This is a genomic window from Streptomyces sp. NPDC088116, assembly GCF_044741745.1.
GTDB lineage: Bacteria > Actinomycetota > Actinomycetes > Streptomycetales > Streptomycetaceae > Streptomyces.
On sequence record NZ_JBIUTF010000007.1, the window covers coordinates 205,125 to 218,761 of the forward strand.

The window sequence follows — 13,637 nt, forward strand, 5'->3', positions numbered from 1 at the left end:
CCCTTCGCGGGCGGTGCGGGGATCTGGTTGTCCATCGTCCTGATCGTTTCGTTCTGCTCGGTGGTCATGGCTCGTCTCCCGTTGGTTGTGCTCTTTGGCTCTGGGATCCCCGCCCGGCGGCTCCCCCGGGTGTCGCCGGGCAGGGATCGGGAGGCTCACTTCACCTGAGGTATCCCCCGTCGATCCGCTTGCCCCCCGACTCGGCGGATCGTGCACTGAGCATGTCTTATGGGCATAAACAATCGATGAACGCCCCGGTGCGCCGTATCACGCGGTGTTGAGAGGGCTGAGGAGCCCGCGCACTTGAGCCGCCTCCGGGGCACCGCACTCCTCGTACAGCACCAGCGCCTCGTGCCAGCAGACCCGGGCGCGGTCGGTCTGGTCCAGGTCCTCCAGCGACCTGCCCAGCACGGTCAGAACACCGGCACGGATACGGTCACCGCCGATACAGCCGAACGCGAGGGCCCGCTCGGCGTGCTGGGCGGCGAGGGCGGGCCGCTCGGCGGAGAGGTACGCCTCGGCCATCCGGAAGAGGGACGTCCCTTCCCAGAGACGCTGCCGGTTCTTGCCGAAGGTGAGGAACGCCTTGTCGAGCTGGTCCAGGGCCTCTTCGTGACGCTTCGCGTGGGTGAGCGCCACTCCCAGGGCGTACTGGGCGCTCGCGAGGCGCAGGGGCAGCCCTATGCGCTCGTAGATGTCGATGCAGTGTTCGGCGAGGGCGATGGCCCGGTCCGTTTTCCCGAGCAGGAGCTGATGGCGGGAGAGGTTGCACAGGGCGCTCGCCTCACGGGCGAGGTTCCCGTCCGCGCGGGAGGCTTCGATCGCCCGGAGCAGATACGACTCGCCTTCCTGGTACCGGCCTTGGATCAGCGCGATGATTCCGCGATCGTTGTCGGCCCAGGGGATCGGGGTCGGGTCCTCGGCCGCCTGCGCCAGCAGTGTGGCGTGGCGTGCCTGTTCGTCCGCCTCGCGGTAACGGCCCGCCACCAGATAGACGTTGGTGAGCGTCGTCCGGGCACGTCCCTCGGCACGCTGGTCACCCTCCGCGCGGGCGGCCTCCAGCGCGGACAGCGCCGCCGATTCGTACTGCTTGGAGTTGGCGCCCGACTCCGCGAGGTCCTTCGCGGCCCACAGCAGGTCCACGGCGCGGCGGAGCTGCCCGGAGCCCGATGCCTGCTGTGCGCAGGCCAGCAGGCAGTTCGCCTCGGTGTAGAGCCAGTCCAGCGCGCTCTGCCGGTCGGCGAACGACAGGCCCTCGTACGACGTCGGCTCCAGGTGGTCCACCAGGCTGTCGCAGGGCCGCTCGATCGCGTACACCCGGGCCGTCGTCGCCAGATAGAAGTCCAGCAGCCGCGAAAGCGCCGACCCCCGCTCCGACGGGAACGGTTCGTCACGTTCCGTGCACGAACGCGCGTAGAGCCGCACCAGGTCGTGGTAGCGGTAGCGGCCCGGTGCCGCCGATTCCAGCAGGGACGTGTCGACCAGCGACTCCAGCACGTCCTCCGTGTCGTGGAGCGGCAGATCGAGGATCGCGGCGGCCGCCGCCAGGGACAGGTCGGGCCCGTCGGCCAGGCCCAGCAGGCGGAAGGCGCGGGCCTGGGCCGGTTCCAGCGCGCCGTAGCCCAGTTCGAAGGTCGCCTTCACCGCGAGGTCGCCCGCCTGGAGTTCGTCCAGCCGGCGCCACTCGTCCGCGAGCTTCGCCGCGAGGACCGAGACCGTCCAGGTCGGGCGGGCCGCCAGGCGCGAGGCGGCGATACGGATCGCCAGCGGCAGGAAACCGCACGCCGCGACGACGTCCAGCGCCGCCTCGCGCTCCGAGGTGACCCGCTCCTCGCCGACGATACGGGTGAAGAGCCGCAGCGCCTCCTCCGGTGACATCACGTCGAGGTCGATCAGATGCGCGCCCGCCAGGTCGACCATCCGCACCCGGCTGGTGACCAGCGCCGCGCACCCCTCCATACCGGGCAGCAGCGGCCTGATCTGCGCGGCGTCACGCGCGTTGTCCAGCAGTACGAGGATGCGGCGGCCGTCGAGCGTCGAGCGGTAGAGCGCGGAGCGGTCGTCCAGCGAGTCGGGTATCGCGGAGTCCGGTATGCCCAGCGCCCGCAGGAACGAGCCCAGTACCGTCTCCGGCTCCGCCGCCCGGCCGCCGGTGCCCTGGAGGTCCACGTACAACTGCCCGTCGGGGAAGTGCGGTCGCGCCTCGTGCGCCACGTGCACCGCGAGCGTCGTCTTGCCGACGCCGCCGATCCCGGCGAGCGCGGAGACCACCATGACGGAGTCCTTGGCGCCCGCCAGCCGCCAGCCCAGTTCCCGTACGAAGGAGAGCCGGCCGGTGAAGTCCGGCACGGTCGCCGGGAGTTGCGCGGGCCGCCGGATGGAGGAGGCGGGGGCCGAATCCTCCACCGGGCGCGCCAGCTCCGCGTCCGCCTGAAGAATGCGCTGCTGGAGCTGTGCCAGCTCGGGGCGCGGGTCGACGCCCAGTTCCTCGGCGAGCAGCCGGCGCGTGTCGGCGTACACGGCGAGGGCCTCCGCCTGGCGCCCGCTGCGGTACAGGGCCAGCATCAGCAGTTCGCGCAGCCGCTCGCGCAGCGGATGCGCGGCGGTCAGGGCGGTGAGTTCGGACACGGACTCGGCGTGGCAGCCCAGCTCCAGGTCCAGGTCCAGCCGGGTCTCGGTGAGTTGGAGGCGCCACTCGTCGAGGCGGGCGCGCTGGGTGTCGGCGTACGGACCGGGTACGGAGGCCAGCGCCTCGCCGTCCCACAGGCCCAGCGACTTGTTGATCAGGGAGCGGGCCTGCGAGCGGTTCCCGGCGGCGCGTGACTTCTCGGCGTCGGAGGCCAGTTCCTGCGCCACGCTCAGATCGAGGGCGTCCGGCCTGGTCCGCAGGGCGTAGCCGCCGGACTCGCTGACCAGAACGCCGGCGGTGAGCACCTTGCGCAGACGGGAGGCGTACGTCCGGACGGCGGCGAGCGCCTGGGACGGCGGGTCGTCGCCCCAGAGGGCGTCGATGAGTTCGCCGGCGGTGGCGGTGCGTCCCTCGCGCAGCAGCAGGGCGGTCAGCAGGGCGCGTTGCTGCGGCGACCCGGGCGGCAGCGCCTTGCCGCCGCGCCAGGCCCGTACGGGACCGAGCACGCTGAAGCGCAACTCGTCGGTGGCACCGGGCATGTTGCCACCCGTGCCGTCCTGCGCCATGTTGTCGTCGTGCGGCCTGCCGCCATCCAGCCTGCTGTCGTGCGTGCCGGGCAGCATGGTGCCCGGCACGGTGCCCGCGTTGGCCGAAACCCTCTGCTCCGGTACGCGTGGCCCGCCGTCTGGGTCCATAGCTCCCCCTGCCCCCGCTGCTGCCGGTATCGCCGTCGACAGTCTGCCTTGTCGGAGGCTGGTGCGTCAGCAGTGAGTGAGGGTCTGCACAAGCCCTCGACAGGATCGGTGCCCCCACCCACCGGCCGGGCGCCGGGCGGCCTCGACCGGGCCGGACCGTCTCGTACCCCCTTGTGCGGGCGGCATGCCGGAGCGTGAGATTCACGGACCGCGATAACGGTCTGTTCGCGGCCTGTCCACGTCCGCCCGCGGCGGAAACATGTTCGGGGGATGGCCGATGAAGTCACTGGACGCGCGGGATCCGCGCCGGGTGGCGGGGTACGGCGTGCTGGGCCGGCCCGGCGAGGGTGGCATGGGCCGGGTCCGTCGCGCCGGTTTCGGGATCATGCACGCCGTGCTGGAGGCCGGTTGGCCTCTGCCGGGCGTCCGGCCTGGCCCTCGCCGCAAGGCTCCCTGTCCCGTCCTGTCCCGTCTCAATTGATCATTGCCGGTGGGTAGTCCCTGACCTGGGCAGATGCAATCAGTGGCCAGACCGGCCCGGCGGCCGGTCTCACTTGATGTTGTCGCCGGGGATCGGATCGGCGCTTTCGTCCCAGGAGACGTTGCCGGCTGCCCGCGTTTCCAGATCTCCGACCGACTTCCCTGGCTTTCGAGCCACGAGGTGCCGGCCTTGCCGGGGCTTCTCCTGCTCGTTGGGCTCGCGGATCAGCCGGGCGTCCACCACGAGCCCGGTCCGGCTCAGCAGCTCAGCGATGCGGCCGGGAGACACTCAGTAGACGTCGAGGGAGAGCTCGTGCCCGTAGGCAGGCACCAGGTGCCGGAACCTGTCACCGGCCTTGAAGGCAACCAGCAGATGGCCGCCCGGAGCCGGCACGCGGTGGAACTCCGCGATCACTCCGTTACGGGCAGGCACTCGGTGAGCAGGTCGATGACGTCGTGCCAGGCGCGCTGCGCGTGCTGTGGGTGGTAGCCGACGCCGGGGACCACGGGGTGGTCGACCGGCGGGTGGTGGAAGGCGTGCAAGGCGCCGCCGTAGACCACGAGGCGCCAGTCGACGCCCGCGGCCTGCATCTCGGCGGTGAACGCGTCCCGTTGCGCGGGTGGCATGACCGGGTCTTCCGACCCGACCCCGGCCCACACCGGGCAGCGGATGCGCGCCGTCTCGCCCGGTCGGCCCGTGGTCAGTGCGTTGACTGTGCCGATCGCGCGTAGGTTGACGCCGTCGCGCCCGAGTTCCAGCCCGATGGCGCCGCCGGTGCCATAGCCGACGGCGGCGATCCGGTCGGGGTCGGTCCGCGGTTCGGCGCGCAACACGTCGAGCGCCGCGTGGCCGATGCCCCGCATCCGGTCGGGGTCGGCGAGCAGCGGCATGCAACGGGCCAGCATCTCGTCCGGGTCGCCCAAATAGCGCCCACCGTGGACGTCGAAGGCCAGCGCTACGTATCCCAGTTCGGCGAGCGCATCGGCCCGGCGGCGCTCGACGTCGCTGAGCCCCATGCCCTCTGGTCCGAGCAGCACCGCGGGCCGGCGGTCGACGCCGGCCGGGAGCGCGAGGTGCCCGATCATCGTCAGGCCGTCGGCCGGGTACTCGACCGTGCGCGTTGTCATCGTCGTCATGAGACTGGACCGTAGTGATCGTCGAGCCCGGCCGGGCCGGTGTTCTCCGCCGGCAGAACAGCGCGGGAGCGCCTCTGAAATGCGGCGATGGCTCACAAGATCCGTCACAAACCCCGCTCCCGCAGCAGCGCTATGGGCACGGTGCTGGAGGTGGACCTGCCGGGTCCTGCGCCGGGGGAGGGGCGCCAGGTGTCACTTCTGCCGTCATGGTCACGTGCAGTCGATCGCCGTCCTTCGACAACGGTACCCATCCCTGGTCGAGGCCCGTGGGAGATCCATTCCGGGTCCGGGATGTCCCGCGCGCCCGCCGGGTGAATCTGTCCATTGTGGGCGCCTCCTCCCGTTTCGTGTTCCGGTCACGTGACGCCGGATCCTGCCACACGGCCTGCCACCTCTTCAGCCTGGCATCCCAAGCCCGGCACCGCCCCGGGCGGGCGCCCCCGGCCCGGCGCCCCGACCTCCGGAACATCCGGGCGCGCTACCGCCCTATCCCTTCGCGTCCCCGAGGAACACCGGGTTCGTGAACGCCGCCAGTGCCCCCGGCAGTCCCGTCGTCTTCGGTGCGTGCCGGATCTCCGCGCGTACGTAGGCGGCGTACGAGGGCGTCGTGCGCCACTCCACCGTGCCCGCGCCCGACTCCGGGAGCGCGGTGGTGTGGAGCGTGCCCTGGTCGGTGACGAAGTGGGCCGTGCAGCCCGGGGCGCCGCTGACTTCCAGGCGTACCGTCACCGGGTCGTCCGCCGCGGCGGACAGGCGGTCACCGATGCCCGCGTGCCTGCCCCCGCCGCTCGCGGCGCCGAACGTCAGGGAGACCTTCGCCGACTCGGCGACGTAACTGCGGCCCGCGCGGATACCCGCCAGGATCGCCTCGCGGGTGAGGTCGTCCGCCAGGACCACCGTCTGCGGGGTGCCGACCGGGTCGGGCGCGCGGTGGGAGTCGCTGTTGCCCATCGCCGGGGTCCACGCCCGGCCCGAACGGGTGGAGGAGACAAGGATGTTGTCCCATTCGGCGAGGGAGACCTCGTCGTCCGGGGTGTACGCGCCGTTCCACACCTCCACCGCGTCGGCGTCCGCGAAGCCGAACTTCCAGTTGCAGCCGATGCAGGTCCCGTGCGGGTGGGCCGGGACGACCAGGCCGCCGGCGCGCTTCACCTCGCGGGCGTAGTGGCCGAAGCGGTTGTCGCGGGCGCGGTAGCGCCAGTCGACGAACGTACCGCCGTCCATGCCCAGGGCCACCACATGGCCGTTACGGGTGGTGACCTCCTCGCCCGTGAGGATCAGCAGGTCGTCACCCCACAGCCCGTCCCAGGCGCTGTGCGCGGAGTACGTGTTGTGGTCACTGGAGTTGATGAAGTCGAGACCGGCCGCGCGGGCGAGCGCGGCTATCTCGGCGGGGGTGCGCCCGCCGTCGGAGTGCACGGAGTGGATGTGGCAGTCGCCCCGGTACCAGGCCCGGCCGCGCCCCTTGGCACGCTCGGGCGGGTACACCGGCGCGGGGGTCTTGCCCGGTGCGCCGAACCGCAGCGTGATGGTCACCTCGTACGCCAGGCCCTGCGGGGCGACGGTGTACGGGCCGAGCGCGATGTTCCACGTGCCGGGGCGGACGGGGCCCGCGATGTAGCCGGGGGTGGCCGCGTCGGCGCGCAGGAAGAACTCGGTGCGGGCGCCGCCGGACCAGCCGCGGAAGCCGTGGCCGCCCAGGTCCGTACCGCGTTCGTCGAAGATGCCGATGTCGAGGGCGTTGCCCTGGGTACCGGTGGGGACGGTGGGTCGCTCGTACGAGTAGGCGACATGGATCTCGTTGACGCCGCGCGGTATCTCGACGGGCAGGTAGACGAAGTCGGGGGAGCCGGGCGGCAGCGTGCCGCGGACGGTTCTGGTACGGCCGTCGGCGGCGTCGGCGGGTACGGCGTTGGTGAAGCTCACGGTAGTCAACGTAAGCGCGGCGGCGGCTCCCGTCATCAGTAGGCCCCGCCTGCCCATCCCGGTGTCCTCGCCGCGGACGCCTTCTTCGGCGCGGTCGGCCGCGCGGTCCGCGCGGTCTGCGTGATCGTCTGCGTGATTCGCGTGCTGCTTGCACATGCCGGCGGCTCCCAGGGGGGGCGAGAGGGACACAAGTGGTCATACGCGTCGTGCATCCGAACTCTCGTATTGAGCCGTGAACCTGGGTGCAAGGGAAGGGGATCGGCGGGTGGCTGAGAAGAGGCCAAGACATCGCGTCCCGCACGGCATACCTTGGGCCCGCCACTCCGCTTCCCACGGTCCTGGAGGCCACACGCATGCGGATCGCGACCACGATCTTCCTCACCGACGAGACGATCAGGCCCGTGCGGCTCGCACGGGAGCTGGAGCAGCGGGGCTTCGCCGGTCTGTACCTGCCCGAGCACACGCACATCCCCGCCGAGCGGTCGACACCGTTTCCGCCCGGGGGCGAACTGCCGCGCGAGTACGGCCGTACGCTCGACCCCTTCGTCGCTCTCGGCCAGGCCGCCGCGGTGACCGAGCGGCTCGCGCTCGGCACCGGCATCACGCTCGTCGCACAGCACGACCCGATCGATCTCGCCAAGCAGATCGCGACCCTGGACCACCTCTCGGGCGGCCGTTTCACGCTCGGCATCGGCTTCGGCTGGAACAAGGAGGAGGCCGCCGACCACGGGGTCGAGTGGACCTCACGGCGCGAGCTGACCCAGGACCGGGTCGCGCTGATGCAAGCGCTGTGGGCGGACGAGCCGACGGCGCACAAGGGCGAGTTCGGCTCGCTACGGCCCAGCCACGCATACCCGAAGCCGGTACGGGGCAAGCCGCGCATCCTGGTGGGCGGCGCTGCCGGCCCGAAGCTCTTCGCGCAGATCGCCGCGTACGCGGACGGCTGGCTGCCGGTCGGCGGCGGGGGCCTCACGGAGACGCTGCCGGTGCTCCGTACGGCGTGGGAGGCGGCGGGCCGTGAGCCGGACGCCCTCCAGATCGTGCCGTACGCGGTCCAGCCGAGCCCCGGCAAGCTGGCGTACTACGCGGAGTTGGGCATCGAGGAGGTCGTCCTCACGCTGCCGCCGGCGGGAGAGGGGGAGGTACTGCGGGCGCTGGACGAGTACGCGCGGTATCTCTGACCAACGGCCGGGGGTCGGAGTCGGACAACTTGCCCTTGGTGCTTCGGGCGTAGGTGTCCCAGAGCTCGCGCTCGTGGTCGATGTTGTGCTGTACGGGCAATGTGCTCTCCCTGGAAACGGTGGCCGAGGCCGATCCCGGCTCAGGGACCGGCGGGGCCCTTTCTTTCGCCGAGTTCGGCGAAGTGGTCGAACTCGCCCGCCATGACGCCCTTCACGAACGCGTCCCACTTCACCCGGTAGATGACGTCCTGCCGTTTCACGCGGTGGGAAACGCGGTGCTCGATCTCGGGTGGTGAAAGCTCGGGAACCACCTGCTGGAACACCACCCGAGCGTGGTCGGCGGTCTGAAGCAGCCCCGGCATATGGGCCGTGTACGCGGTGCGCGGCGCGACAGCGTGGTGTTCCAGTTCGGCGAGGTCCAGCAGCCCGACCGGGAGGACATCTAGGTACTGCTCCCACCAGCCACGTGACCGGTCGCCTGTCATGAGCGTGAGGGCTTCGACGTACGCCTGGTCCTGGCAGTCGTATGCGCGGGCCATGGCCCGGATGCGGTCGGCGCTCACTCCGAACCGGCCTGTCTCGACATTGCTCAGCTGTCCCGAACTGGTGCCCAGCAGGCTTGCTGCCGCGCTTGCTGTCATCCCGGCCCGCTCACGCAGTTTCCGCAACTCGGCTGCGAGGCGGATGCGCCGGGCTGTGGGGGAAGGCCTCGCGGTCATGCAACTCCTCCTGGTCTTCGTTCAGCCGGCGTTGTCACTCACACGAGGGAAACGGGACGTAATTTCTCGAATTCCCGCGTCCCAGTCGTCCGCGCACAACCGTTACGAGCTGTAACCCCCGCCCACTCTCGGAAAGGCCCCCGCTCTCGGTCGGGGCGGGCGCGGCGCCGTTGAACGGCGGCGGAATCTCGGGGTTGCCGTCCCAGACCCCGACGCGGAGCCGATACGGCCCGAACCCGCGGATACGCAGGGTGTACGGCCCCTCGGAGTGCTGGTACGCATTGGTGACCAGCTCGCTCGCCAACAGCTCCGTGGTGTCGGTGTCGCCTCGGTGGCGGCGGGAAGTTGCTCTGGGCGGAGTGCGTGTACGAGCGGTGAGAGCCGAGGCATCCGGGGCCCGGTGCGGCATGACCGCAGGCAGGTCCTCCCGGGCCGCCGCACAGCGTCAGCCCGGGGGCGCGTCAGCCCAGCGTCTCGGCGTCCACCCGGGAAAAGATCAGGTCGCACTGCTCGAAGACCGGTCCACGCCATCGCTCGGGAACGACCGACGTACTGCGGATCGCCAGGGGGTAGCTGTCGGGCCGGTAGTCGTTGTCGATCCGGTAGGCGTTGAAGCCGTGCTCGCGCATCGTCGTCATCAACTCCTCGATGGAGTCGCCGAGTTGCGCCATACGGTCGGGGGCCACCTCGACCGCGATCTCCACATCCGGCCGCAGCTTGTCGAACAGCGGCACCATGCCCCGTACGACGGACCCCTCGGCGCCCTCGACATCGATCTTGATGACCCGCGCGCCGGCGATCTCGTCGGGTTCGAGCAGGTACGTCAGCGGAACGGCCTCGATCTCGAAGGACGATTCGGCCGGCCCGTCGTACGGCACGATGCTGTTCGCCCCCAGGTTCGCCGAACTGGCCAGCACGAAGGTCAGCTTCTTCCGGCTGTCGGAGACGGCGGCGTTGACCGCTCGCACGTTGCGGCAGCCGTTGAGCCGTACATGCCGCGCCACCCGCTCATGGAAGACCGGCGACGCCTCGATGGCCACGACCCGGCCTTCGCCCCCGACCAGGCCGGACGCGAGAACGCTGTAGTACCCGATGTTCGCGCCGACGTCGATGAACGTGTCCCCGGGCCGGAGCCGGTTCCGCAGCCACCGCGTGATGTGCGGCTCCCAGATTCCGAAGATGTACAGGTACCGCTGGATGACGTCCTGCGTGTCGACGGCGAACCGGGCGCCGAACCGGGTCTGTACGACACGCCGTCGCGGACGCTCCGCCAGCCGGGGATTCACGTACCTCGCGGCGAGCCACCCCTTCCCGAACGAGCCGGGAGCGTCACGCACGTAACCACGGCCAAGGGTGTCCAGAGTGTCCGAGCTGTGGCTGCCCATCGATTCCCTCTCCGCTGAATCCGCCGAATCCCCTGAACCCCATGCGTACCCAGGTGCTGTGGGCAACGGGAGGTGCCGTGGGCGACGACGGGTGCGCCATCCTCGCACGGCCCCGAAGCCCGTCTCTCGTACCGGAATTCCCGCGTTACGGGAATTCCGGTACGAGACGCGAGTACGGAGCGCCGAGGACGGCGCCCTGAGGACGGCGCCGAGGCCTGGCGTGACGGTGGCATCCGCCCGTACCCGGCCCGAGCAGCGGTGACCTGGGGCTCCGCTGCCCGTCCCCCCGGCCGAGCGTGCCGTCGAACGTATCCTCAGAGGATGACGACGCGCCTGCCGAAGGAACCCGGGTCCGGACGACCGACGACCGAACCGACTGGCCGCCCGGCCGGTGCACCGAGCGCACCCGTTCCGCTTCCGGGGGCAGTACCGGCCGCATCGGCCGCACAGCCCGTGCCGCCCGCGCCGCAGCCATCCACCGCTGCACAGCCACCCACCGCCAATTCCATGCGCCGCGCCCTCAAGCGCGCCCGGGACGGCGTCGCCCTCGATGCCGCCGAGGCCGCCGTGTTGCTCCAGGCGCGTGGCGACGAGCTCACCGACCTCGCCGCGTCCGCCGCCCGCGTGCGGGACGCGGGGCTCGCGGCCGCCGGGCGGCCCGGGGTCATCACGTACTCCCGCAAGGTCTTCATCCCGCTGACACGGCTGTGCCGGGACAAGTGCCACTACTGCACCTTCGTGACCGTGCCCGGCAAGCTGCGCCGGGCCGGGCACGGGATGTTCCTGTCGCCCGACGAGGTGCTGGAGATCGCCCGGCAGGGCGCGGCGATGGGCTGCAAGGAGGCCCTGTTCACGCTCGGCGACCGGCCCGAGGACCGGTGGCCCGAGGCCCGGGAGTGGCTGGAGGCCGAGGGGTACGACGACACCCTCGCGTACGTCCGGGCCATGGCCGTCCGGGTGTTGGAGGAGACCGGGCTGCTGCCGCATCTCAACCCCGGGGTGATGGCGTGGACCGACCTCCAGCGGCTCAAGCCGGTCGCGCCGAGCATGGGCATGATGCTGGAGACCACCGCGACCCGGCTCTGGTCCGAGCCCGGTGGCCCGCACCACGGTTCGCCGGACAAGGAACCCGCCGTACGGCTGCGGGTGCTGGAGGACGCGGGGCGCTCCAACGTCCCGTTCACCACCGGCGTACTGATCGGGATCGGGGAGTCGTACGAGGAGCGCGCCGACGCCCTCTTCGAACTCCGGCGCATCCAGCGGGCGTACCACGGCATCCAGGAAGTCATCGTCCAGAACTTCCGGGCCAAGCCGGACACCGCGATGCGCGGAATGCCGGACGCCGAGCTGGAGGAGCTGGCGGCGGCCATCGCCGTGACCCGGCACATCCTCGGCCCGTCGGCCCGTATCCAGGCCCCGCCCAACCTCGTGGACGCCGAGTACGCGCTGCTCATCGGCGCGGGCATCGACGACTGGGGCGGAGTCTCGCCGCTCACTCCCGACCATGTGAACCCCGAGCGGCCCTGGCCGCACATCGGCGAACTGGCCGCGAAGACGGCCGAGTCCGGCTTCGAGCTGCGCGAACGGCTCACCATCTACCCGGAGTTCATCGAGCGCGGCGAGCCCTGGCTGGACCCGCGCCTGCTGCCGCACGTACGGGCGCTGGCCGACCCGGAGACGGGCCTCGCGCGCGAGGACGTGAAACCGGTGGGGCTGGCGTGGCAGGAACCGGACGAGGGCTTCACGGCCAGTGGACGTACGGACCTGCACCGCACGATCGACACCGAGGGCCGCACCTCGGACCGGCGTGACGACTTCGACGCGGTGTACGGCGACTGGGAGGCGCTGCGGGAGGCAGCCGCCCCCGGCATGGTCGCGCAGCGGATCGACACCGACGTACGGCAGGCCCTCGCGCAGGCCGCCGACGACCCGACGAAGCTCGGCGACGACCAGGCCCTCGCCCTCCTGCACGCGGACGGGCCCGCGCTGGACGCGCTGACCCGGATCGCCGACGAGCTGCGCCGCGACGTGGTCGGCGACGACGTGACGTACATCGTCACGCGCAACATCAACTTCACCAACGTCTGCTACACCGGCTGCCGTTTCTGCGCCTTCGCCCAGCGCCGCACGGACGCCGACGCCTACACCCTCTCCCTGGACCAGGTCGCGGACCGGGCCGCGCAGGCGTGGGACGTCGGGGCCACCGAGGTCTGCATGCAGGGCGGTATCCATCCCGACCTGCCCGGCACCGCGTACTTCGACATCGCGCGCGCCGTGAAGGAACGCGTCCCCGGCATGCACGTCCACGCCTTCTCCCCCATGGAGGTCGTCAACGGCGCCTCGCGCACCGGCCTGTCGATCCGCGAGTGGCTGACGGCGGCCAAGGAGGCCGGGCTCGACTCGATCCCGGGTACGGCGGCGGAGATCCTGGACGACGAGGTGCGCTGGATCCTCACCAAGGGAAAGCTGCCGACGGCGACCTGGATCGAGGTCGTCAGGACCGCCCACGAACTGGGCATCCGGTCCAGCTCCACGATGATGTACGGCCATGTCGACCAGCCCCGCCACTGGCTGGGCCACTTCCGTACGCTGGCCCGGATCCAGCAGGAGACGGGCGGCTTCACCGAGTTCGTCACGCTCCCCTTCATCCACACCAACGCCCCCGTCTACCTGGCCGGCATCGCCCGCCCCGGCCCGACGGACCGCGACAACCGCGCGGTGATCGCGATGGCCAGGCTGCTGCTGCACCCCCACATCCCCAACATCCAGACGAGCTGGGTGAAGCTGGGCACGGAGGGCGCGGCGGAGATGCTCCGCTCCGGTGCGAACGACCTGGGCGGCACGCTGATGGAGGAGACCATCTCCCGTATGGCGGGATCGAGTTACGGTTCGTACCGCTCGGTCAAGGACCTCGTCGCCATCGCCGACGCGGCCGGTCGCCCGGCGAAGCCGCGCACGACGCTGTACGGGGAAGTCCCGGAGGAGCGGGTACGGGCGGCTGCCGCGTCCGACGGGCATCTGCCGGAGCTGCTGCCGGTGCTGGGCAGCGAAGGCTGACGGGTCTTCCGTCAACCGCCCCCGAAAATCAGTCGGTTGTGTCAGTGGCCGTTGTTAATCTCCTGCGGCCCGCCACGTTCGGCGGGCCGCCCAGGGGAGGGAACAGATGGCCATGCGGAAGTACGGGAAGTACCGAAGACCTTTCGCGACGGGCAGCAGACCGTCCGGCCGGACCGGGCCGACCGGCCGGCGGTCGTCCACGACGCCGCGACCGACCAGATCAAGCTCTGTCCGAACCGCTCGGCCAGCGCCGCCGCGACCGCCGCCTTCCGGCGCTCCTGCGGTCGCGGACCGGGACATCGCCTTCCTGGGGGCCGGCGTCGATCTCTGATTCCGCTGATGCCGTGGGGCCGTTCATCCGCTGTGGCCGGTGAACGGCCTGTCTCTCGCGCCGAGTTCGGTGAGGTGCCAGACTGGGGAACAGGCGG

Annotated in this window: 10 protein-coding genes; 3 read left to right on the plus strand and 7 right to left on the minus strand. The window is 71.1% G+C overall.

Features of this window, described 5'->3' with window-relative positions:
- Window positions 1-267: 267 nt before the first annotated feature.
- Window positions 268-3,324, minus strand: coding sequence for an AfsR/SARP family transcriptional regulator (locus ACIOJD_RS27200; protein WP_401918299.1), 3,057 nt, complete (start codon window positions 3,322-3,324; stop codon window positions 268-270).
- A 277-nt stretch (window positions 3,325-3,601) separates the two neighbouring features.
- Here ACIOJD_RS27200 and ACIOJD_RS27205 point away from each other — a divergent pair, with 277 nt between their 5' ends.
- Window positions 3,602-3,805 (plus strand): hypothetical protein, encoded by a 204-nt coding sequence (locus ACIOJD_RS27205; protein ID WP_401918301.1) that lies wholly within the window; start codon window positions 3,602-3,604, stop codon window positions 3,803-3,805.
- A gap of 69 nt (window positions 3,806-3,874) precedes the next feature.
- On the opposite strand, the gene ACIOJD_RS27210 is transcribed toward ACIOJD_RS27205, so the two are convergent.
- From ACIOJD_RS27210 to ACIOJD_RS27225, 4 genes are all read right to left on the minus strand, one after another.
- Window positions 3,875-4,093 carry a hypothetical protein gene (locus ACIOJD_RS27210; protein ID WP_401918303.1) on the minus strand — a complete coding sequence of 73 codons (219 nt, stop codon included), beginning with the start codon at window positions 4,091-4,093 and terminating at the stop codon, window positions 3,875-3,877.
- Window positions 4,094-4,237, minus strand: a complete 144-nt coding sequence (locus ACIOJD_RS27215; RefSeq protein ID WP_401918304.1) for a hypothetical protein — start codon at window positions 4,235-4,237, stop codon at window positions 4,094-4,096.
- Entirely contained in the window at window positions 4,216-4,941 is a 726-nt protein-coding gene (locus tag ACIOJD_RS27220; RefSeq protein ID WP_401918305.1) for a dienelactone hydrolase family protein, read from the minus strand. Before ACIOJD_RS27220 ends, ACIOJD_RS27215 begins: the two co-directional genes overlap by 22 nt.
- 486 nt (window positions 4,942-5,427) lie before the next feature.
- Window positions 5,428-6,924 carry a CehA/McbA family metallohydrolase gene (locus ACIOJD_RS27225; RefSeq protein WP_401918850.1) on the minus strand — a complete coding sequence of 499 codons (1,497 nt, stop codon included), beginning with the start codon at window positions 6,922-6,924 and terminating at the stop codon, window positions 5,428-5,430.
- 296 nt (window positions 6,925-7,220) lie between these two features.
- On the opposite strand from ACIOJD_RS27225, the gene ACIOJD_RS27230 reads away from it, so the two are divergent.
- On the plus strand, window positions 7,221-8,048 hold the full coding sequence (locus ACIOJD_RS27230) for an LLM class F420-dependent oxidoreductase (protein WP_401918307.1): 828 nt from the start codon (window positions 7,221-7,223) through the stop codon (window positions 8,046-8,048).
- Window positions 8,049-8,188: 140 nt separating this feature from the next.
- Here the strand turns inward: ACIOJD_RS27230 and ACIOJD_RS27235 are convergent, their stop codons facing one another.
- Both ACIOJD_RS27235 and ACIOJD_RS27240 read right to left on the minus strand, forming a co-directional pair.
- On the minus strand, window positions 8,189-8,767 hold the full coding sequence (locus ACIOJD_RS27235) for a Scr1 family TA system antitoxin-like transcriptional regulator (protein WP_401918309.1): 579 nt from the start codon (window positions 8,765-8,767) through the stop codon (window positions 8,189-8,191).
- Window positions 8,768-9,228: 461 nt separating this feature from the next.
- Window positions 9,229-10,152, minus strand: coding sequence for an FkbM family methyltransferase (locus ACIOJD_RS27240; RefSeq protein ID WP_401918311.1), 924 nt, complete (start codon window positions 10,150-10,152; stop codon window positions 9,229-9,231).
- 453 nt (window positions 10,153-10,605) lie between these two features.
- Between ACIOJD_RS27240 and ACIOJD_RS27245 the strand changes: the two genes are divergently transcribed.
- Entirely contained in the window at window positions 10,606-13,209 is a 2,604-nt protein-coding gene (locus ACIOJD_RS27245) for a bifunctional FO biosynthesis protein CofGH (protein ID WP_401918313.1), read from the plus strand.
- The last annotated feature ends 428 nt before the right edge of the window (window positions 13,210-13,637 follow it).